Genomic DNA, 22,900 nt, shown 5'->3' with positions numbered 1-22,900 from the left:
CGACCAGGCATAACGGCAGTGCTCGATAAGATAAACGCAAAAAATAGCTGATAATCATGTACATTTAGGCGCATACCATATCCTTTATAATGAGCCTTTTTATACTGTCGAAGCATAAATCGCTTATATCATCGTTGCTTATTCTGCTATCCGCCTGTTTTATTTCATCGGCAGCCGGAGCACAGATTAAAGCTGATTTTAGTGCGTCGTCCACCAGTGATTGTGAATTGTTATTAACAACATTTAGTGATAAATCAACCGGCACTCCCGTCTCCTGGCGGTGGGATTTCGGCAATGGATATTCTTCTACCGAACAACATCCCAGTGCATCTTATGTTAAACCAGGCACCTATACGGTAACGCTTACTGTAAAGAATGCAGCGGGAGAAACAGATGTTGTTACCAAAACCGGTTACATCATTGTGAGATCGAAGCCTGTAGTTGATTTCACAGCCTCCTCAATAACCGGTTGTGCACCTTTTCAAACCACTTTTACAGATAAATCAGATCCGGTAGATGGCACACTAACCACCTATACATGGGATTACGGCGATGGTACCACCGGTACCGGCAAGAGCAGTCAACATACCTATAAAAGGGAAGGACAATATCCAGTAACGTTAGTAGTGACCAACAGCTTTAACTGTACAAGCTATAAGTTAGTGGATAAAATGGTGACCGTAACACCGGCGCCTGTTGCCAACTTCACCGTAGCCGAAAAGATCCTCTGTAAGGCACCTGTTGATGTTCAGTTTACCAATACCTCCACCGGAGACGGTACCCTGACCTATAAATGGGAATTTGATGATGGTACCACTTCCACCCTGAAAGATCCCGGTAGCCATACTTTTACGACCAAGGGCCTGCATAGTATCAAACTAACGGTAACGAATGAACGTCAGTGTACATCGGTCAAAACAATGAGTGACATCAACGTGGCCGGCTATACGACAGATATTACTTTTCCGGCGCCGGTCTGCACCAATGCGCCGGTTGTTTTCAGCGGCGTGTTTCCCACCGGGGACCAGACCAATGTTGCCTGGGAGATTAACGGGCAACCATCACCCACTAATGCAGATAACACCACCACCTATACGCCAACAACAGCAGGGCCTATAAAAGTGAAGCTTACCGCCACCTACGGTAAATGTGTGGAGGTGGTAGAAAAAAATATTGATGTAAAACCTTCTCCGGAAGCTAATGTTACAGTGGCAGTGCCGCCTGTCTGTAACCTGCCTGCAACGGCTACCTTTAATGATAATGCACCTGCTGCCACTTCCTGGAAATGGGACTTTGGCGATGGACAAACGGCAACCACGCAGCACCCTGCGCACGCCTATCAGGCTGAAGGCGTTTTCAACGCCACCCTGGTAGCTACCAATACAGCAGGTTGCAGTGTTACCAGCAGTACCAAGGTCAATATTGCCCCCACAAAAATAACAGCGGTGGGCACCGGCATCAGCGGTTGTGAAGGATTGACCGCCACTTTCAGTGCTTCCAGCAACAACACTGACCTCATTCAAACATATGCATGGGATTTCGGCGATGGCTCTGCTCCTTCCACATCAGCCACACCTTCCCACCTGTACGCCAAAGCCGGTAGTTACCCGGTAAGCCTGAAATATACTACTGTCAATGGTTGTACAGGTACTGTCAAAACAGCCAATAACGTAGAGGTATATACGAAACCGACACCGGAATTTTATTCACCGGATATCCCTACTGTATGCGGCAACAAAGCTGCGGCATTTATCAATAAATCTGACCTGGGCGACAGCTGGAAATGGGATTTCGGTGACAACACCACCGGCACCGGTGAAAAAACAGGCCACAGCTACAAAGCACCGGGAACCTATACCGTACAACTAACCGTAGGTAATCATACCTGTTTTAATACCATTACCAAAGAGAACTATATTACTGCGGTAACGCCATTCCCCCGCTTCAGTGTTAAACCTGTGGATTGTGACCGGAGAACCACCTTTACCTTTGAAGAACGCTCACTGGGTGCTACCAGTTGGGAATGGAACTGGGGAGATGGAACAGATACTTCGTATACTACCCAAACAGGTACATTGACGCATATTTTTCCGGCCAGTGGTACCTATGTTGTAAAACTTACCGTATCAAACGGGCAATGTACGGCCTACGAATCATTAAAGGTAACGGTGATCGCAGCTTCTCCTGTCGTTATCAGCACAGATAAAACAACCTTATGCAGCAATGAACCGCTGGATGCCAGCATCACCACTTACGATCCTGCGATATACAATCCTTCGGCATATAAGTGGATGGCTAACGGCGTTGATTATAATAAAAATGGCAGCCAGGAAAGCTTTGTTTATCGTAACCTGGCGCCGGGCAAACAATTAATACAGTTGTCTGCCACTAATACGCAAGGTTGTGTAGACAAAAGCAATATCGTAACCACAAATGTACGCGGACCGGTAGCGAAATTTATTTCTCCCGCAGCAAAATGCCATGGTAGTGAGCTCACTTTTACAGATGCCAGTGATGTAAGTAATAGTGCAGGTATCCGTCAATGGGAATGGGATTTTGGTGATGGTACGCCCGTACAAACCCTTACCAGCGAGCCATTCCGTCATACTTACGACGAGTCCGGTAGCTATAAGCCCGTAGTTAAAGTAACAGATAAAGAAGGCTGTACCAGCACCTTCAATGGCAAGGCCCTGCTGGTGAACGGTCCCAATGCCGTTTTTGACGCCAGCGCCTATATTGTCAAACCCGGTACTGATGTATATTTCAACAACAAGTCAAATGTAACCGGTGGCACTATCACCAGCGTTAATTGGGACTTTGGCGATGGTAAATCATCCACCGCCACCGGTAATGTGATGAACAATTACGCCAACAAAGGACTTTATAAAGTAAAGCTACAGGTCACAGACAACAACGGTTGTAAAGATGTTACGGAAAACCAGGTGAAAGTTTCTGCTGTTGGCGCCTCCTTCACCTACAAAGCATCCTTTGTAAACGGTAGCAACTGCGCACCCGTACTTTTCCGCTTTACCAACACTTCGCTGGATTATAAAACCAGTCATTGGGATTTTGGCGACGGCGGTACCTCCGATGAAGCAAATCCTTTACATACTTATTCCACATCGGGACGCTACCAGGTGATCCTGACCGCCACCGGGGAAGCCAATTCAGTAGATACGTACATTGATACGGTAGAAGTAAAAGGCCCTTACGCTGAAATCAAGGCCAGTTCCGGCGGTGGATGTATGCAAAAAGAAATTGAATTTACCGTTATCCCTCAGGGAGCGACAGACTTCAGCTGGGATTTTACCGATGGTATTATTCAGCAGACAACAGACCTTAAAGTAAAACATGCTTTTACATCGCCGGGCATTTATAAACCACGCCTTGTACTGAAGGATGCTTCGGGTTGTAAAGGCAGTGCACTGCTTCCTGATCCGATTGTTATAGACAAACTGGATGTATCATTAGAACCGGTATCGGCCACACTTTGCGGAGCAGGAACCATTACCTTCGCACCGGAATTCAACAGCTATTCTATCGACTCCCTGGGCAAACCAGCTACTTACAAATGGACCTACGATCCTTCCCTGGTACCAACCAATGAAACAACCGCTACACCAGGGTTCTATGTTGACAAGCCCGGTAAATATGATTTTAGTCTTACTACCACCACCGCTTATGGTTGTGAACAAACAGTAACAACCAGCACGATGGTATATCCCAAACCCGTAGCCGCCATCACCGGTCCGGACGAAACCTGCATAGCCATACCGGCAGATTTCAGTGGCCAGGTAGCCAATGGCAGCAACGTTACCTGGAAATGGAATATGGGTAACGGGCAGATAGCGGATGTACAGAAACCGGCGTCGCAGTCCTATTCTCAGGCAGGACCAGCAAATGTATCATTGGTTATTACCAATAAGGATGGCTGTACGGATACTGCCAACCACCTCCTGAATGTACTGCCGTTGCCGGCCGCAAAAGCCTCTTCCCTGAGTGAATTCATTTGTTTGCATAACACCACCGTATTGCAGGCAACAGGTGGAAGCTCCTACGAATGGACCCCTGCTACGGGCCTGAGTGCACCGCAAACAGCAAACCCGCAGGCCAATCCTGAAACCACCACCACCTACCAGGTGAAGGTTACTGATAATAAAGGCTGCATCAATACAGACCAGGTAACGCTGCGCGTAGTGCAACCACTCAAGATACAAGCTACACCGGATACTTCGCTTTGTTTGGGCGATGTGCTGTCTTTATATGCATCCGGCGCAGATGCTTATCAGTGGGAAGGTACCGGTCTGACTAATCCTAACGCCAACGCCACTACGGCAAACTTAACAAGCCTGGGCACTTATCCGTACACCGTTACGGGATACGACAAAGAAGGCTGCTTTTCAGACAAAGCATCCCTCCAGGTAAAAGTAGATCCGCATCCTACCGTGGAAATAGGTCCTAACCGTGAAATGATGGCAGGAACACCCTTGTACATTACCGCCAAGGCCAGCAATGATGTGGTACACTATAACTGGTCGCCGGTGGAAGGACTCGACTGCCCTACCTGCCCTACCGTAAAAGCCATTCCTAACCTCACTACAAAGTATACACTGGAAGTAGAGAGTAACTATGGCTGTAAGGCTACGGATCAGATGACAGTGCATATCCTGTGCAACCAGGGAGCGGTATACATGCCCAACGCTTTTACACCTAACGAAGATGGGCAAAATGAATACATCTACCCGAAAGGAAAAGGGGTAAAAGAAATCGCTTTCCTGCGCATCTATGACCGTTGGGGAAGCCTCGTTTTCGAAAACGTACATTTCCAGGTCAATACACCGTCTGCCGGCTGGAATGGCCGTAGTAAAAATAATAAAGAAGCCGCCCTGGGAAGCTATGTTTATTTTATGCAGACCGTCTGCGAAAGTGGGGAAACATATGAATTTAAAGGGAGTGTATTACTCGTGAGATAGGGAAACAGAAAAAATATCTTATGATACAGGAACATTTTATAAGAAATATTTTAACCGTTATTAAAGCAGATGATACCATAACAGGTTTAACGGTGGGCGGCTCGTGGCTCACCAATGAAATGGATGAATATTCAGATCTCGACCTCATCCTGGTCACCAAAGAAAAAGTGTCTGATAACAGGGAAATGATGTTTTCGTACGCCCGTTCTTTCGGGAAATTTTTATCAGGATTTACCGGTGAACACGTAGGTGAACCCAGGCTTTTAATCTGTTTGTATGATGATCCGCTATTGCATGTGGATATTAAATTCCTGACACTAACTGAATTTTATTCCCGGGTAGAAGACCCCGCTATTTTGCATGATACAGATGGTCAGCTGGAAAAAATACTGTCGGAAACAGCAGCCCGTTATCAACTTCCTGATTATCAATGGATGGAAGATCGCTTCTGGATATGGATACACTATGCAACACTAAAAATCGGGAGAGGTGAATGGATGGAGGCGCTCGACTTCTTCGCTTTTATACGCATGACGATTTTAGGTCCGTTACTGCAAATCAAAAACGGGCAGCTGCCAAGAGGGGTGCGTAAAGTGGAAACAGGACTGGTAAAACCCGATCTCGAAAAATTAATATTAACCATCCCTGTATATGAAAGGGCGGCGATTATAACAGCACTGAAAAATAGTATTATACTGTATGATGAATTAAGCAAACAACTTTTTGGGGAAGATATAAAAAGACAGACTGAAACAGCGACGAAAGCAATTGAATATTTAAGAACTGTTGAAGAGAAAAAATAAACCGGCCACAGCATGACCGGTTTATTTTAGTCGCTAAGTTTAAAGCTGGGAAGCATTAATCTGCAGCCCTTCTACCGGCTGATTCCCATACTCAATAATTTGTGAATTACCACCATATCCGGTGATGTTATTGAAAGTTGAATTTTTGAGCGTTCCTACAATCTTCACGGTAGTCTTCGCCCTGGAAAGCACGTTATTCACTATAATATTATACGTTTCGCCCAACACATTCATCCTGGATGACCAATACCTTTCCTCACCGATCCGGATAGCAGCTGCCGGTCTTATTTCATCGGCGGTAGATGTTTCCATCACATCCGACACAAAAATATTATACAGCTTAATACCATCCTGGTTCAGCAATCTTACAATCGCATGCCCGCCTATACACTTGGCCTGGATATTCCTAATGGTTATGTTGTAAATATCATCGTTCTCACGTGGTTCGCGGCCACCTACCTGCATCGTTGTTCTAGCGGTATCGTTGGCAGTTCTCAGTCCTGTTAATGCAATCACATCATCACCGGTTACACCGGTAATATTTTCGATCACAATATCATGACAGCCCTTCCGGATATCCACACCATCCTGGTTAGGGAATTTGTTGGTGTTAGCAAAATGGATGTTGGCAATTCTGCCGTCAGCACAGCCGTTTTCAACGGAGATGGCCCATGCCTGGGTTTCTTCCATCGTAAATCCTTCGATGGTAAAATGCTTTGTATCATACAACAGTATGCCGATGGTACGATAGCCGCTTCTGTCGCCGGCAGGATTAAAATGTGCTTCCAGCCCACCACTTAAAACTGCGTTGCCTTTGCCTATTATCCGGATATGTTGATTTCCTGATAAAGGTTTGGTGCGCGCACCGGCATTGGTAATAATATTATCACCGGTACCTGGCGACAAGCGGATCAGGCAATCATTCAGTATAAGGGTGAAATCTGAAGGCACGAGGATGGCACGGTCTATAAGCCAGATAGCTGTTTTCCGTTGTTGATTGATCCGGGGAATTTCAATTGAATTGGCGCCCGTTCTTATCGCTTCACTAATGGCCGCTTCAATCCTGTCGCTGTCCGTACCTTTCTTAAAATCATTCGGAGTGATCACCGTACCGGCAATGACCATCGCCGGCATGCACCACATCAAAAATGAAAGCATTACTATTATCCGCATATCAGTTGAAATTATTACGCACGTAAAAAATTTAGTTATATCCTGGATTCTGTGTCAGGTTCGGGTTTAAATTCCTTTCCCTGAATGGAACAGGAAACAGCGCCTTGTTTGCATTCACATCATAATACTCTACCAGGTAGGCTATTCCTTTGTATTTTTCTTTGTATGCCGTCATCACCGATACCATGTTCCCTGTACGCAGCAGATCAAACCAGCGATGTCCTTCAAAACACAATTCCACCCTACGTTCCTGCTGGATAGCGGCGCGTAATGCTATCTTGTCCAGGCCCGACAAATCTCCCAGATCCGCACGTTCCCGCACTTCATTCAGTGGTCCAAAAGCGTCATCGGTAGCGCCGTTTTCATTTAATGCTTCCGCATATAAAAGCAACACATCTGCATAGCGCAGCACCGGCCAGTTATTATTCCCTTCATTGGCAGCAATGGGCCTATCCATAAACTTGCGGGTGTACAATGCTTTTGTAAGCGGGTATTCCGCAATCGCCACACTTTTACGAAGATCGCCTGCTTCAAATGCATTGAACAGATCAAGCGTTCCCTGGTTGGCACCCGCCGGATTACCACCTGTTGTAATTTCCGTGCCGGAGCCAAAGGGTGCAAAAGTGATACAGAAATTACTTCCTTCACCGTTTCCATTGCCAAGATACTGTACAGAAAAAAGCATCTCTTTGTTGTTGCGGTTCTCTACTTTAAACAGACCTTCATAACTGTCCTCTAATTTATAATTACCCGATCCGATCACATCTTCCAGTACCGGAATAGCTTTATCGAATTTTTTATGCGTAACATATACTTTTCCTAAAAGCCCCTGCGCCGCACCTTTTGCCGCCCTTCCGATATCAGCACCCGTGTAGGTGGCCGGCAGTCCAGCTATGGCGTCCAACAGATCGGTTTCTATCTGCGCATAAATTTTATCAGACGTTTCCCGGAGATAAGTATACGCTTCGGCTTCTGTTTTTACTTCCTGCAATACCAGCGGTACATCGCCGAAAAACTGGGTCAGGTTAAAATACATCAATGCCCTGACAAATTTAGCTTCTGCTTTGTATTGTTCCTTCAGGGCTGCATCCATAGTAACGCCATCAATCCTTCCCAATATAATATTGGCGCGGGCAATAGCACTATAGGCGCTTAACCATGAACCCTGTATGGAAGAATTATTTGACAACCAGGTTTGCTGATCCATATCAGCAAATCCCAGGGTATACCCATTTGCTTCCGTATTATCAGAAGGGATTTCCCCTACCACGTAAAAGCCGTTGTAGTAAGACCGTAAGTTGCTATATAAGCCGTTTACAGCCGCAGTGAAATCCGACTGCCGTTTGAAGAACTCATCCCTGTTTACAACGGTTGGCGATTTTAAATCTACAAAATCCTTACAACCTATGTGCTGGCAAAGCATGAAAAGGGCAATACCAATAAATTTATATTTACGCGTTTTCATCTTAATATAATTATTTGTGACCGTTTATCATTGCTGTAAACGAACTGTTTTTTCTACAGGATCAATTAAAACCCAATGTTGATACCGAACATGAAACTTTTATTCATCGGATAACCTCCCTGATCTGAGCCCGGCTGGTAAACAGAGGTGCCATACTGACTGGGTTCCGGATTAAAGCCGGGGTAATCTGATATCGTAAACAGGTTTTGTCCTGTCAGGTAAAACCTGGCTGATTGCAACCGCAGTCGTTTTGTAATGGCATCAGGCAGGGTATACCCTACCGTTAGATTCCTTACCCGCAAAAAGGAGCCGCTATATACTGCATAAGAACTTAACTGGCCGGCAGTACTGAATCCTGACCTGTTGCCCACGCGGGCGTATTTCACATCCCTGTCCGGCGCACTGGGTAAAAAATAGTTATCTACCATATCCTTCACAGCATTGAATCTTCCTACCCATAGTTCTGTATGACGACCCGCACCATTGATCACACTGTTGCCAAGTGTTCCCTGGATAATAATACTTGCATCAAAATTTTTGTAAGAGAAATTATTGGTGATCCCATAAATGAAATCCGGAAATCCGTTTCCTAATAAGGTGCGGTCGCCTTCATCTATTTTTCCATCTCCATTCACATCTCTTATTTTATAATCACCCACACCCGATCCTGGCCATTGGCCACCTTTGTTCAACTCTTCTGTATTTTTGATAACACCGTCGATAATAAATCCGTACATATTACCCAGTGGTTCGCCCACTTCTATCTTATACACGTTGGGCCATCCGCCAGTGCCATCATAGGTATTGAGCGATTGTCTGCCACCCAGGTCCAGCACTTTCGATTTATTGTAACTGATATTAAGACTTGTATTCCAGGTAAAGGCGCCTTTCATATTACGGCTGGTGATATCCACTTCAATCCCGGTATTCTGCAATTTGCCAATATTGGTTTGAAAGGCAGATGCATATCCCATTACACCCGGTAATTCTTTGGAGAAGAGCATACCGTCTGTTGTTTTCTTATAAAGATCAACCGTCAGATATATTCTTTCTTTCAGGAAAGATGCTTCCAGTCCCAGATCCACCTGTTTATTTTTTTCCCAGGTAAGATCCCGGTTTACATACCCGGTTTGATATACACCCGGCACACGTTGGTAATTCAAACTGTAGTTAGCATAGCCCACGCCGCTCATCCAGGTAAAATCACCAATATTTGCATTCCCTGTTTCACCGTAGCTGGCCCTGATCTTCAGCTCATCAAAGAAACGCTGACCTGCCATAAACGGTTCTTCTGTAATCCGCCAACCGGCAGAATAGGATTGGAATACACCAAAGCGGTTGTCGGGTCCAAACCTGGAAGAGGCATCTGTACGTATGGATCCGGATACCAGGTATTTGTTTTTATAGTCATAGTTCACACGCGCGGCATAGGAGAGAAAGCTATTCAGCTCATATCCCAATGAACCAATCTGGTCAGTTGCTGCGGTAGGATTATGTACCAGGTCATTGGCAAAGGTACCTGCCCGGCCTCTTGAAGCTGTGCTGGTGCCCTTGTATTTCTGCATGGAATATAGCAGTAACGCGGAGAGATGATGATCATCTCTGAGTGTTTTTGAATAGGTCAGGGTATTTTCCCATAACCAGCCAATAATCCGGTTATTATTAACCTGGCTGGCAATACCTGATAAAACAGGCGATGATAGATTGGCGAAAGGAGCACCACTGTAACCTAAAGTAGAAGGCGTATATTCTTCTACTGTTGTTGAGCCATTCGTAATGCCTCCCTGTGTTTTAAACTCCAGTCCCTTGATAGGTTCCCACTGGAGAAAAATATTACTGAGAAGTCCTGAATATTGCTGTTCATTTTTATACAATTCCAATACGCCCAAAGGATTATGGATACCTGTTTCGGCAAAACCATACTGGGTAAATGGCATTACATTATTTTGTCCGTAATCACCGTTTTCCAGGCGGGCCGGAACAACGGGTGGCATCAGCAGCGCAGCATATACCGGCACATAGGATGCTGGTCCGCCGCTACCAGGAGCGGGTTTGCTGTTGGTAGTGGTAAAGGAAGGCGCTAAACTGGCACCGATCTTCAGCTTTTTTGTAAGTGTAGCATCTATATTTGCTCTTACCGATCCCATTTTATAATCTGTGCCGATCATGGTACCCTGCTGTCTTGTATAATTTCCTGAGATAGAAAATCTTACCATTTCATTTCCACCACGGGCACTTATCTGTACATCAGACATCGGCGCGCTACGGAAAATTTCATCCTGCCAGTTGGTGTTGGCTAACTGTTCCGGGTTGTTAAATATATCCGGATACTGAAGCCCCTGGGCATTCCTGGCATCGATTGCATATTTAATATATTCATCCCGGTTCATCATTTTCATCCGTTTGGATACTTGTTGAATACCGGTGTATGCGCTCACGTTAAAACCGGTTTTACCGGCCTTGCCACGTTTGGTTGTTACAATAACAACACCATTGGCAGCACGGGATCCGTAAATGGCTGCAGACGCTGCATCTTTCAATACATCAATAGATTCAATATCTGATACATTGATCCGCTGAAACTGCGCCACATTTGGCAGCGGGTAGCCGTCTACTACATACAACGGATCATTGGAAGCTCCCAGGGAACCGATTCCGCGGATACGCACAGTAGGCGCTACGCCCGGCGTACCGCCTGCACTCGATTGCACTTGTACGCCCGCAGCTAATCCGGCTAATGCATCACCCGGATTTGTTACCGGTAATTTATTGATTTCTGCACCGGAAACTTTTGTAATAGCGGTAGTTAGTACCCGTTTGGATTGTGTACCGTAACCAACAACCACTACTTCATCCAGGTCGGATAATGCACGATCCAATCCTATGTTTAAAGTGCTTCTTTCTCCGATCAGTACTTGCTGTTCTTTGTATCCTGTAATTCTGACAATCAGCACTTCCCCTTTTGATGCGGGCAAGGTATACCTGCCATCCGCATCCGTTATGGTTCCGCGCTGTGTGCCTTTAATAAATACAGACACGCCTTCCAATGGGTTGCCCTGGGAATCGGTAACTTTCCCTGAAATACCTGATTGGTTTAACTTCCGGATTGCACCCGCATCCCCCGGTGTAAGGTTCATTCCTGTGGCACCTGCTATTCCAGCATTGGCCGTCGTTAAGGAAAAAACAATTAATAAAACTGCTGATACATTCATAGTGAAATACTTCTATTAATCAAAAATTGGGATACCTGACAACCGGATAAAACATACCCGGTTATGTTAAGCTGTTTGCAGATAAACAACTTTTTTCTGGTTGATCATTATTTTTCCTGTACTGATGAAACCCGCTACACAGGCTATCTTTCATACAATCAAAAATACGCTTTGTAAACATGCTAAATGGACACGTAATTTTCATTCTTCGACATCATATTTGCATAATAGTTGGTTTAGGTTAATCAAACCATCAGGCATTGATTCCTTTTTGTGTAGTAAGCGATACTTGTTTATCACCGATATGCTGATACGGCAACCGTTCCAGGTAACTGGTGCAAAGTCCGGGACTATCGATATAAAAACTTCTTTTTGCAATAGGATCATAAGCCTGCTTGTGTGATACCGCTGCTTTGACAATAATAAAAGCGGCTGCTTCCGGTTGTATACCCTGTGAACGTAACTGTCCAATATCCATCGGCGGTGTTTTATGGCTCGTTAATAAAACGATGGCCTGCTCATTTTCAATCACGGCACAAGATCCCATATTTACATATGCTCCTGATATAGATGCCAGGTGAGAATTCTTATTCTCTAATTCAAACCGGCCATCACTGAGATGCCTGATGCTCCCCTGCAACTGAACGGGGTCGCCATGAAAATGATCTGTTTTAGCACCAACAGCCAATGTGATCTCCTTACCGATACCCACACCGTAACATTGTTGAACAGCCACGGCATCATTTATAACAGCAATGATCCCTTTCCTCCCTGTTGCCAGCAAAGGAGCCAGGATACCCGTGCCATCTCCCGGTGTTCCACCACCAATATTATCTGATGCTTCAATAAGGAGTACCGGTGCTGTTACATCCGGTTCGTTACGGAGTATTGTCCATACTTCTTCCAGTGAATTTTCAGGAGGATAAGCACTGATTAAATTTTCTTCCAGCAATGCCATCAGCTCCGCTAAATAAATCCTGGCTTTTTCCGTATCACCTTTTGTATAACAACCAAGACTAAATCCGCAATCAGGAATATCTGCATAGGCATAGCCGCCCATTACATTAATACAAAGCACATCCGGGTCGGATGCTTCTATTGCTGCGGCATGCATCAACAGGGATTTCATGGGCTCAGCAGCTGTACCCAAACCTGTTGGCGGAATAATATGCCGGCTCTGATGATATACTTTTCGTACATCCGGATGCGTTAGTATATGATCGAGTAACTGTGCTGCCCGGATGGCGGCATCCCTTGCATCTGTATGCGGATTTTTCCGGTAGGCATACATACAGGTACTGTAATCCATCATTTTCTGAGATACATTGGCATGAAGATCCAATACCGCTACCACCGGAATATCCCTGCCTTTACGCTGTAAAAAATGATGCAACTCCTCCAGTAAACTACCTTCCACATCAGGGGTATTTTCACTTACCATAGCGCCATGCAGTACCAGGTAAACAGCATCTATGCTATCACATACCTTTTCCAGGCTGGAAAAGAAATGTTTTCTGAAATATGTTATCACGTCTTCTTTTACCGTTCCGGAAGGCATGGCGGCCAGTTGTACGCCGGGGATCACCTGCCACTTTTTCTCCCGCGCATAAGACAGGAAGCCATCCATCGGCGAGCTATTATCCTGGTTATGTTCCAAAATCTCCTGTCCATGATATAATGACACTTCTTTAAAATGTGCCAGCTCCGTTTTATCGCGGAGGAAAGTATGTGTTTCATGAAAAAGGCCGGAAACAAAAATGGTGTTTGTCATATACAATACTTAGCTAGCAGTCAGTTCAGCAAATACTTTTTCTATCGCTCTTTTTGTGTCGGCGAGTTCTGTGTCGGTATGACTGGCGCCTACGTACCAGCGGCCATCGGGCAACAGGTGTATGCCTTGTTCCAGCATCCCCAGCCTGAATTTACCGAACAGGGTCATATCTGCCTGCAAGGTATCTTCATAATTAAGAGGTGGTTTTTTCAGTCCAAAATGCATACTGAAAACAGTTCCCGTACCAGATGTTATTAAAGGGATACCTGCATTTCCGGCTACCTGCGTGATGTGTTGTTTCAGTGCATTACCGTGCGCGTGCATTTTTTCATAGCAGTTCTCTTCCGACAGGATGTTAATGGTAGCCAATGAAGCGGCCAGGTTCACCGAAGCTCCATTGTAAGTGCCTGCATGAATGGTTTTACCATCACGGATCACATCAAACAATACTTTGCGGCCACCGATGGCAGCCATGGTAAAGCCGCCTGCAATCGCTTTGGCATAAACAGACATATCCGGATGTAAGTCGAAATAAGTGCGTGCACCGCCCAGGGCTATACGAAAACCGGTAATTACTTCATCAAAAATGGACACGGCGCCATACTTCCGGCAACAGTCTATCACTCCTTGCAAATAACCTTCCTGCGGCATGCAGCAGCCGGAATTAGCCAGTATTGGTTCTGTAATGACACAGGCAATTTCCTCACCTCTTGTTGCCATTAACTGTTCCAGTGCCGCGATATCATTCCAGGGTAATACCAGTGTATCTTCAAATTCAGCTGCGGGTTGTCCGCCACATGTTGGTGTAGGAACACCCAGTTGTGCAGCCTGCGGTTTATAACTCACCAGTACATTATTCAACCAACCATGATAATGCCCTTCAAACTTTACAATTTTCTTTCGTCCGGTGTAAGTGCGGGCTATACGTATGGCCGATTGAACGGCTTCACTGCCTGTATTGCTGAAAGCCACCTGTTCCACGCCCGGAAGTAATCCCACCAGCTTTTCTGCCAGGGCAACTTCCAGCGGGTGCTGCGCACCAAGTGTATAACTTTTCTGCAACTGATCACATACCGCTTTATTTATTAACGGATGATTACTGCCTGCGATCAATGGTCCCCATGCGAGGGTGTAATCAATATACTTGTTCCCGTCTACGTCAAAGTAATAAGGACCATCTGCCCGTTCAAAAAACAACAGCGGCTTTACATTTTTCCGCATGGAGCTGGAAACCCCACAGGGAATTACTTCGCATGCTGCGGCATAATATTCCTGTGAGTGGGTGGTATTCAGTATAGAAGCCATGTTGTTTAATTTTTTTTGGTGAATGTGGAGACCCGATAAGACGGAGAAGCAGCTGTAAACAATTCCGGCAACCAGGCCGCCCCGATACCGGGCCGTTCAGGCGCCTTTATACAACCGTTTTCCACCACTATTTTCTGATCAATCAACTGCTCATACACCACCCGGAGATGAGCCCGCACACTTTCCTGGAATACCACATTGTGATTACTGATACCTACCTGTATCCCCGCCAGTAAGGTTAATGGCCCGGTACAATCGTGCATGGTAACAGGAATATTATAAGGGCTGGATATTTCTGTGATCCGTCTTGTTTCAGAAATACCACCTACCCAGGTAGGATCAATCATAATATAGTCTGCCGCCTGGGTCTCCAGCACACGGCGGTAATCATCCCTGGTAGTCAACATCTCACTAACGGCAATGGGTACACCGGCTTCGTCGCGGAATTTTTTCACCAGGTCCAGATTATCTACGCGCAAAACATCTTCCATCCAGAGCGGTTTAATTTCCCGCATCATCTCTGCAATACGCATCGCTGCCGGCCATTGAAAAAAGCCGTGACCATCCAGCATGATTTCAATATCATAACCTACCCTTTCCCTGATTTGGAATAAAGGGTCCAACGCTGCCCGCAACTCTTTCCGGGATAAGTGCAGTGCTCCTCCGGGTCTGTGTGCCAATGGGTCCAGCGCCCACACCTTCATAGCGGTATAGCCTTCCTTCAGTAATTCTGCTGCATAATCCGCCGGCCGGTTTATACAGGCCCAGTTATCTTCCAGCGGGCCGTCGAAACCGGGGCTGCCATAGCCCGGCCAGAAATGTTTTGATGGCACTGCTACCTTATCCTTAGCGTAAACGGGAATACCGTAACTGGTGCCTCCTGCACTGTTGTAAGCAGGCAATACATCCCGTGTCCGTCCGCCCAGCAATTGCCATACGGGCAACTGACAACTTTGTGCGAAAATATCCCACAACGCCAGGTCCAGCGCGGAGAGCGCCCTCAGTTCGGCACCGCGGCCTCCGAAATTCATAAAACGTTCGTAAAAAAAACGCCAGTGCTTTTCAATATCAAGTGCATTTTCACCCAGCAGGCGATCCGCCATCCAGTCATGCAATATTGATGCTACTGCGCCAGCGCCATAATAGGTTTCCCCATTGCCGATAATACCGGCATCTGTATGCACCCGCAGTAAAAGCAAATGCGATATCTGTACGGTTTCAATTTTTGTTATCGTAATTTTCGACATACTTTTTGTTATTTTACACAGCAGTGGTGAGGAAATTATCCCATGTACCAACCACCATTAACATGTAATTCATGACCCGTAATAAAACGGCTCTGTTCTGATACCAGGAAATAAACCGCATCTGCTACATCCTGCGGCGTAGCGCGGAATTTCAGGGATTGTCTTTCAAGAATAAATTTGTCCAGCTCTTCGCGGCTGTCTTTCCAGAACTTCCGTTCCATGTTGGTAGGAATAGCACCCGGACTCACGGCATTCACCCGGATATTGAATGGACCCAGCTCCCGCGCCAAAGCACGCGTGAGTCCCAGCAGGGACCCTTTTGACATAGCATATGGCACGCGCGCATTCCATCCTCCACTCAGAATGATACTCATGACATTTACAATCTGTCCGCCTCCCAATTCCTTCATACCCGGACTTAACGCCTGTGAAAGCACAAAGGCTGCACTGGCATTAATCGTTTGTGTACTGTGAAATTCATCTAACGATACTTCATCAAGCGCGCCGATGGTATCTATGCCGCCATTATTAATCAGCACATCAATACCGCCTGTTGCTGCTAAGAGCGGTACACATTGTTCGCGTAAAGCGGGGAGGTCCGACAGGTCGCCTGCAATAAAAGTAACCAGGTCTTCTCCCGCTGTTTTGTTCATCTCTGCTGCCAGCACCGCTCCCGGCGATTCAGGCAGGTCGTGCATGAACACCTGATAACCTGCCAGTAACAAGGTTGTACAAATTGCTGTCCCCAACCCTCCTGCGCCACCCGTAACCAGACATTTTTTTCTTGTTCTACTGTCGTTATCTTGTTTCATTATGCTTAGTTATAATTGCAATCATGTACCAAACAAAAGTATCGTGTAGCAGGCATTTAAACAGCCACTATAGTTTCATTTCACGACACTATATTTGTAATTATCGCTGTAACCGCACAAAAAGAAACGGCCCGGATTTTAATCAGGCCGTTTTCAGGTATAACAGGAAAATGCGTTGAATCAGAAAAGACTGTTTATTGCCGAAATGGTTTCTTCTACCAATATACGCCCGCCATCCGGGCCAACAGGATTGGCCGTGGCACTGTAGCCGCCGCCTTCCAGGGCTCTTTGCGTAGGCAGATAACCGGCATAGTCATCACTTAGCTGTACAATAAAAGTTTGCGCGGCTTTACTCCTCCCTTTAATCATAAAACCATAATCAACGAAAAGCTCGAATGAATTTGAAGCAAAAACTACGTCATCAAGCCGGATGACATGTAGCTCCATATGATAATAAGGATGTTTTTGCTGATGGCTGTATTGCGCTGTTATAATTTCCGCCAGTCTCAAAATACCATAATCGGAATCCTTATTGTCCCAGGGGCCATATTGTTTTAACTTTTCATTCTCCTTCACTTCTGAGAGAAACCTGTTGAAAGCAGTCAGCGGAGAACCAGGATCAGCGGGCTCCCTGGCGCGTATCTTCTTTACAATAACAAGGGCGTTGTTATATTCTGCTTCACTTACTTTCCTGAAAGGAATATCAATTTGTTTAACAAGATGTTTGAAAACAGGTTTTATCTGCCTCCTTTTTTTCGCTTCGGGGTAAGCCTCTTTTACCAGCTGCAGGAGGCTTTCACCTATTGCAACGATACCGGGTACATCCCACATATCGGGTTTATCTGTGGCATATGGCCTGGTCAGGTCGCGGGGAGAGATATCGCCGGCAGCACCGCATTGCGCCAGCACGTACACATCCCGATTAAAATATTGTTTGAGTTGTTTTCTTACTTCACTCCAGTAATCAGCAGAGACAAAATATTTTGCTTCCGTCACCTGCGCGGGACAAGGAACATTCATGATGATGCCGGTTAATTGCTCCGCTTCATCCCAGCAAAAGATCATGTCAGCAGCACTATCTGCTGTTCCTTCTATGCCTATAAAATCCGGGCGGTTGAGCGACCCATACATTTCTGCGGAACCATCTGCATACCGTATCCTTCTATTATGGCCTACCACTGCATATCCTGCGCTACTACCAATTGTAGCGGGCTTTCTGTTTTTCCACGCAGCAGCAATTACATCTGCCAGTTTTTCTACCACCATCTTTCCATAGTCACCTGTTACATCCGGTTCCGGTGCAGAATGTGTGTGCGTGGCATTTACAACCAGGTTATTAACATCAAAGTCAGCTAATATCAATTTTATGCGTTCTTTCAGGCGCGTCTTTAATAAAGCAGTACACCAGATAAGATCCACAGACACCATAATAGCCTGCTCCTTCACGCCATTTTCAGCCACCCTTTCAAATGCACAGGCTGTTGCTGTGAGCGGGCTTTCGATATACTGTGCCAGTCTATCATAATATTGCCCGAATAAAACAGCAGGACCCAAAGGCGTAATATCTTCCATGGCCCAGCCTATAAGCAGATCCTTAAAATTCATAATAAAATATTGCTGATTATTAATAAAAGTAATGTACTGACGTCATTACTTTCTGACTCCCCAATTGATTACTCAATTATATCCAAATCAATCGGGAAAAACAATAGTTTATCAGAATAAATAAGTCAACTTATAGAAATAGATATCCCAGGCAATCGTTGTGATTTCCTATAGTTTACAAGTCAGGGATGGCCGGTTCTTTTTTTTGTGCTTTTGCCGCTACATCATCTAACCAGAACTTACCGATCATTTCCAAACTCAATCCTTTTGTTTCCGGTACTTTTTTCCAGCAAAACACCACGCAGGTAAAACAGATACCGGCAAAGATTAAGTATACGCCGGCAGCATTCCCATAATGTTTAACAAAGAAGTCGGTAATCATGGGAAACAGCTGTGCAATAACAAAAGAAGATACATAGAGGAAAAAGCAGACCACTGCAAGCGCCTTACTCCGTATACGGTTAGGAAATATTTCGGATACAATGATCCAGCTGAGTGGCGCAAATCCCAGTGTAAAGGCACCGGTACCGATAAACATCGGGATCAGTGTAAACATGGGAGGCCAGCCCTGTTGCAGGTTAACCGCCATTACCAGGTGACCGATAGTCATCAGGGAAACACTGGTAATTAACAATCCTCTCCTGCTGAATTTTTTAATGAGCGGGAATGCGGCCAGGGTGCATAAAAAGATCACCAGGTATACAGGGATAGAACTGAGTATGGCATCAGAACCCATGCTGATACCGGCTTCCGCCATGATAGTAGGTGCATACAGCAACATCATATTTACGCCGTTGATCTGTGAGAAGATCATCAGTATGATCGCTATAAAAAAAGCCGTTTTTATGCCCGGCTGAAACAACTCCTTAAACTCACCCGCCGACTCTTTCACGAGGCTCCCCTCAATCTCCGCCAGTTCTTTCGCGGCGATGGCGGCACTATTAATTCTTGTTAATATCCGGAGTGCTTCTGCGTTGCGTTTTTGCGCTACCAACCACCTCGGACTTTCCGGTATGACCAGCAGTCCCAGTATGAGAAAGATAGTTGGTACAGCGCCTGAAATCATCATCCAGCGCCAGCCCCAGCCATCAAAAGAAAAATAGTAGCCGGCAATAACAGCCAGGTTAATGCCTATTACATTCGACAACTGGTTTACATTCACCAATACCCCGCGAAGGTGCGGAGGAGACAACTCAGCAATGTAAATAGGTGAAGACATCATGGCCAGCCCAATTCCCAACCCACCCACAAAACGCCAGAAAGCAAAATCCCAGATACCAAAAGCCAACGCACTTCCTACTGCGGATATCATAAAAAAGATAGCTGCCAGCATCATCGTTTTGCGGCGGCCCAGGCGGTCGGCCAGCCACAACCCGATTAAAGGCCCTGTAATAGAGCCCAATATTGCGCTGCTTACAGCAAACCCTTTCATGGCCGGAGACAGACTAAAAGACTGCCCCAGGAATGGCAACGCACCCGAAATAATAACCAGGTCATAGCCAAACAAAAATCCGCCTATGGAAGCTACCAGGGCTATTATATATATATACGATTTATTCGCTTTCCCACCGGGTGCATTACTCATAGTCTATTCTTATCTTGTTTGTTAATTTTTCAGTCTGTATGATACAGCCTTTATTACTCCTTACCTGCTATTTTGATTGACATTCCGTTTTCACAACAACCCTATTATAGCAAACAAAACTATCGTTTGCCTCACATTTATACAACCTCAATATTCTCCGTTAAGGACACTATATTTGCATGTTTATGCAATATTCCCTATTTTCAGCAACAATATAAATGAGAAACTATGCAGCCGGCGCTTGAAAAGATCTTCCTGAGTGATTCCTCTTCCATTGCAGTAAAACGGGAGATTACTGATTATATGGATTACCCGTGGCATTACCATCCGGAATATGAAATCATCTTTGTAGAAAAAAGTTATGGCATCCGGTTTATGGGAAACCATATCGGCAATTTTACGGATGGAGATCTCATGTTTATCGGTGCGAATCTGCCGCATGTGTGGAGAAATGATAAAGATTTCTATCAGCATAATGAAGACCTGAAAGTAGATGTATATGTGATCCATTTCCAGGACGACTCCCTATCATCAGAATTTTTCAACCTTGTTGAATTTACGCACATCAAAAAATTATTTTTACGCGCACAGCAGGGAGTGCTAATCAATGGAAACGACCACAAAGAAATTTCGGAATTAATAAAACAGGTATATCATTCTTCCGGCATAGACCGACTGACCCTATTCTTAAAAACACTCGACAAAATTGCCAATACAAAAGATTATGAATTGCTGTCCAGCCCCGGATACGCCAATTCAGTAAACATGACCGACACTGAGCGGATAAATAAGGTGATGAATTTTCTGATGAAAAATTATAACCGGGATATAAAGATTGAAGAAGTAGCAGAACTCGTAAACCTCAGCAAAGCCTCTTTCTGCAGGTATTTCAAGTCCAGGACAAATAAAACATGCTTCCAGCTGCTCAATGAAATAAGAATATTGAACGCCTGCAAACTGCTCATAAAAAGCGATATGACAATCACGGAAATTTCTTACGAATCCGGCTATAATAACCTGTCGCATTTCAACAGGCAATTCAGACTGATCACGGGGCTAACAGCCAAAGCTTATGCGAGAAAATACCTGAAAGATATCTGACCGGAAATTATCTCCCGATAAAACAGACCATATAACAATCTCCGCTGCATTTTCTAAATACCTAAATTCCAAAATCAATAAATCAATAAATATTATGCAGTTCTTTTTTGTATTCCCTGGGCGTTTTACCTTTGATCCTTTTGAAGAAACGATTAAAGTTGGTCGTATTATTATAACCCGATTTGACGGATAGTTCCTGCATGGATAAATTTCTCTCCTGCATCAGTTTACAGGCATGCCCTATCCTCAATTCATTAACAAAGCGGGTAAATGATTTTTGTGTCCTGCTTTTAAAAAAACGGCAGAAGGAATGTACGTTAATCCCCGCTACTGCTGCAATTTCCGGCAAAGGAATATCTCTTTTAAAGTGTTGGAAAATGAATGTAAAAATATCATTCATCCTGGACTGATCTTTATCGCTGTAGAGATTTACATAATTGCTGCCTGCCAATAACCGGTATTCTTTAGTGGTTGTCATTTTCTGTAGCAGGGAAATAAAAGAAATGATCTGTTCCATTCTTTTTTGCGTGAGCATCGCCTGCATAATAGCCACGATCTCATTTTTCACTTTCCCCTGAAATTGTATACCCTGCTGCGCTTTTTTGAGCCATAACTTCAGGGAAGCGATATCACCAAACGGAGAAAGATGCTCTACCAATAAATCAGGCGAAATATATACCGCCAGGGAACGGGCTACCAGTTTTTTCTCTCCCGTAAAATATTGTTGTTCATTATGCCATACATGTGGTGTTTCTGAGCCAACAAAGATTAACTCCCCGCTCTCAAAATATTCGATGCTATCTCCTATGATACGGCGGCCGGCGCTTTCTACCACGTACACCAGCTGGCATTCATGGTGAAAATGAAACTCCGTGGAGAAATATGGCTGATTAATTTCCTTTACCTGGAAAACACTTTCTTCCAGACTTTTATCACCCGGTGTAGCAAAAAATGGCTTCATATTGCCAGTGAAAATAAGTAATTGAGTTAAAAAAGTCAAAATAATGCTGAAATAAGTCAATTGTCCTGAGAAGTTATAGCCGATCTACTGTTAATTTTAGCTGTACAAAAACAACAACATGCTCTTACAAGGAAAAGTGATCCTGATCACGGGTGGTGCTTCCGGTATCGGAGAGGCCTGTGCGCTGGCATATGCGCGGGAAGGAGCCGTGGTGGCTGTTATTGATAAAGATCCGTCGGCATTGCGCGGGATACAGGCGCAACTGGGCACCCCACATTCTTTCCTCCAGGCCGATGTGTCGCAGGGTGCAGATGTGGAGCGGGCAATCACGACCGTATTACAACAATACGGAAAGCTGGATGCCATTCACAATAATGCAGGCATTGCGCAACCATCCAAACCGTTGCATGAAACCACCGAAGCAGCCTGGAATGAGGTGATGCGGGTAAATACGAAAAGCATATACTATACAACCTTCTACGGCATCGTTGCACTGAAGGCCACGCAGGGCAGTATTTTAAATACCAGCAGCCTCGTGGGTGAAATAGGCCAGGAACAGCACGCCGCATATGCCGGCAGCAAAGGCGCGGTAAATGCCCTCACCAAAGCAATGGCGCTGGATTACGCACCCTGGGGCATCCGGGTAAATGCAGTTGCCCCGGCCGGTGTATGGACACCGATGTTACGGCAATGGAACCTGGAACAACCAGACCCTGCACGCATGGAACAATACCTGGACAATATTCATGCGCTGGGATATTGTCCAGGCACAGCAGAGATAGCAGACGTATGTACGTTCCTGTTATCAGATAAAGCGCGCTTTATTACCGGATGTATTATGCCGGTAAGTGGTGGCGCAGAATTAGGATACAAACATCAGATTTAAA

14 protein-coding genes are annotated in these 22,900 nt (G+C 45.2%); 4 read left to right on the top strand and 10 right to left on the bottom strand.

Going from position 1 to position 22,900, the window contains the following annotated elements; genetic code table 11:
* Positions 1-89 precede the first annotated feature (89 nt).
* On the top strand, positions 90-4,973 hold the full coding sequence (locus tag ABQ275_RS04655) for a PKD domain-containing protein (RefSeq protein ID WP_349317111.1): 4,884 nt from the start codon (positions 90-92) through the stop codon (positions 4,971-4,973).
* Between the two features lie 20 nt (positions 4,974-4,993).
* Entirely contained in the window at positions 4,994-5,776 is a 783-nt protein-coding gene (locus tag ABQ275_RS04650; RefSeq protein WP_349317110.1) for a nucleotidyltransferase domain-containing protein, read from the top strand.
* Positions 5,777-5,815: 39 nt separating this feature from the next.
* On the opposite strand, the gene ABQ275_RS04645 is transcribed toward ABQ275_RS04650, so the two are convergent.
* From ABQ275_RS04645 to ABQ275_RS04605, 9 genes are all read right to left on the bottom strand, one after another.
* On the bottom strand, positions 5,816-6,949 hold the full coding sequence (locus ABQ275_RS04645; RefSeq protein WP_349317109.1) for a hypothetical protein: 1,134 nt from the start codon (positions 6,947-6,949) through the stop codon (positions 5,816-5,818).
* Positions 6,950-6,980: 31 nt separating this feature from the next.
* The gene (locus ABQ275_RS04640; RefSeq protein ID WP_349317108.1) at positions 6,981-8,414 is read right to left on the bottom strand and encodes a RagB/SusD family nutrient uptake outer membrane protein; all 1,434 of its coding nucleotides are present in this window, start codon (positions 8,412-8,414) and stop codon (positions 6,981-6,983) included.
* Positions 8,415-8,479: 65 nt separating this feature from the next.
* The gene (locus tag ABQ275_RS04635; protein WP_349317107.1) at positions 8,480-11,626 is read right to left on the bottom strand and encodes a TonB-dependent receptor; all 3,147 of its coding nucleotides are present in this window, start codon (positions 11,624-11,626) and stop codon (positions 8,480-8,482) included.
* Positions 11,627-11,879: 253 nt separating this feature from the next.
* On the bottom strand, positions 11,880-13,397 hold the full coding sequence (locus tag ABQ275_RS04630; protein ID WP_349317106.1) for a M81 family metallopeptidase: 1,518 nt from the start codon (positions 13,395-13,397) through the stop codon (positions 11,880-11,882).
* A gap of 9 nt (positions 13,398-13,406) precedes the next feature.
* On the bottom strand, positions 13,407-14,702 hold the full coding sequence (locus tag ABQ275_RS04625) for an aminotransferase class III-fold pyridoxal phosphate-dependent enzyme (protein WP_349317105.1): 1,296 nt from the start codon (positions 14,700-14,702) through the stop codon (positions 13,407-13,409).
* Positions 14,703-14,707: 5 nt separating this feature from the next.
* Positions 14,708-15,949 carry a mandelate racemase/muconate lactonizing enzyme family protein gene (locus ABQ275_RS04620; RefSeq protein WP_349317104.1) on the bottom strand — a complete coding sequence of 414 codons (1,242 nt, stop codon included), beginning with the start codon at positions 15,947-15,949 and terminating at the stop codon, positions 14,708-14,710.
* Between the two features lie 35 nt (positions 15,950-15,984).
* On the bottom strand, positions 15,985-16,761 hold the full coding sequence (locus tag ABQ275_RS04615) for an SDR family oxidoreductase (RefSeq protein ID WP_349317103.1): 777 nt from the start codon (positions 16,759-16,761) through the stop codon (positions 15,985-15,987).
* A gap of 180 nt (positions 16,762-16,941) precedes the next feature.
* Positions 16,942-18,366, bottom strand: coding sequence for a hypothetical protein (locus tag ABQ275_RS04610; RefSeq protein WP_349317102.1), 1,425 nt, complete (start codon positions 18,364-18,366; stop codon positions 16,942-16,944).
* 175 nt (positions 18,367-18,541) lie between these two features.
* Positions 18,542-19,951 carry a sugar porter family MFS transporter gene (locus ABQ275_RS04605; RefSeq protein WP_349317101.1) on the bottom strand — a complete coding sequence of 470 codons (1,410 nt, stop codon included), beginning with the start codon at positions 19,949-19,951 and terminating at the stop codon, positions 18,542-18,544.
* A 228-nt stretch (positions 19,952-20,179) separates the two neighbouring features.
* Here ABQ275_RS04605 and ABQ275_RS04600 point away from each other — a divergent pair, with 228 nt between their 5' ends.
* Positions 20,180-21,052, top strand: coding sequence for an AraC family transcriptional regulator (locus ABQ275_RS04600; RefSeq protein ID WP_349317100.1), 873 nt, complete (start codon positions 20,180-20,182; stop codon positions 21,050-21,052).
* An 82-nt stretch (positions 21,053-21,134) separates the two neighbouring features.
* Here the strand turns inward: ABQ275_RS04600 and ABQ275_RS04595 are convergent, their stop codons facing one another.
* Positions 21,135-22,013 (bottom strand): AraC family transcriptional regulator, encoded by an 879-nt coding sequence (locus ABQ275_RS04595; protein WP_349317099.1) that lies wholly within the window; start codon positions 22,011-22,013, stop codon positions 21,135-21,137.
* A gap of 118 nt (positions 22,014-22,131) precedes the next feature.
* On the opposite strand from ABQ275_RS04595, the gene ABQ275_RS04590 reads away from it, so the two are divergent.
* Positions 22,132-22,899 (top strand): SDR family oxidoreductase, encoded by a 768-nt coding sequence (locus tag ABQ275_RS04590; protein ID WP_349317098.1) that lies wholly within the window; start codon positions 22,132-22,134, stop codon positions 22,897-22,899.
* Position 22,900 lies beyond the last annotated feature (1 nt).

The sequence above is a fragment of the Chitinophaga sp. MM2321 genome, from assembly GCF_964033635.1.
Classification (GTDB): Bacteria; Bacteroidota; Bacteroidia; order Chitinophagales; family Chitinophagaceae; genus Chitinophaga.
This window is presented reverse-complemented; position numbering and strand designations above follow the sequence as displayed.

Bases quoted from the DNA above. Each gene is read 5' to 3' on its own strand.
- ABQ275_RS04645 (WP_349317109.1), bottom strand. From the start codon at position 6,949: ATGCGGATAATAGTAATGCTTTCATTTTTGATGTGGTGCATGCCGGCG.
- ABQ275_RS04610 (WP_349317102.1), bottom strand. From the start codon at position 18,366: ATGAATTTTAAGGATCTGCTTATAGGCTGGGCCATGGAAGATATTACG.
- ABQ275_RS04600 (WP_349317100.1), top strand. From the start codon at position 20,180: ATGCAGCCGGCGCTTGAAAAGATCTTCCTGAGTGATTCCTCTTCCATT.
- ABQ275_RS04590 (WP_349317098.1), top strand. From the start codon at position 22,132: ATGCTCTTACAAGGAAAAGTGATCCTGATCACGGGTGGTGCTTCCGGT.
- ABQ275_RS04615 (WP_349317103.1), bottom strand. From the start codon at position 16,761: ATGAAACAAGATAACGACAGTAGAACAAGAAAAAAATGTCTGGTTACG.
- ABQ275_RS04605 (WP_349317101.1), bottom strand. From the start codon at position 19,951: ATGAGTAATGCACCCGGTGGGAAAGCGAATAAATCGTATATATATATA.
- ABQ275_RS04635 (WP_349317107.1), bottom strand. From the start codon at position 11,626: ATGAATGTATCAGCAGTTTTATTAATTGTTTTTTCCTTAACGACGGCC.
- ABQ275_RS04620 (WP_349317104.1), bottom strand. From the start codon at position 15,949: ATGTCGAAAATTACGATAACAAAAATTGAAACCGTACAGATATCGCAT.
- ABQ275_RS04655 (WP_349317111.1), top strand. From the start codon at position 90: ATGAGCCTTTTTATACTGTCGAAGCATAAATCGCTTATATCATCGTTG.
- ABQ275_RS04650 (WP_349317110.1), top strand. From the start codon at position 4,994: ATGATACAGGAACATTTTATAAGAAATATTTTAACCGTTATTAAAGCA.
- ABQ275_RS04640 (WP_349317108.1), bottom strand. From the start codon at position 8,414: ATGAAAACGCGTAAATATAAATTTATTGGTATTGCCCTTTTCATGCTT.
- ABQ275_RS04595 (WP_349317099.1), bottom strand. From the start codon at position 22,013: ATGAAGCCATTTTTTGCTACACCGGGTGATAAAAGTCTGGAAGAAAGT.
- ABQ275_RS04625 (WP_349317105.1), bottom strand. From the start codon at position 14,702: ATGGCTTCTATACTGAATACCACCCACTCACAGGAATATTATGCCGCA.
- ABQ275_RS04630 (WP_349317106.1), bottom strand. From the start codon at position 13,397: ATGACAAACACCATTTTTGTTTCCGGCCTTTTTCATGAAACACATACT.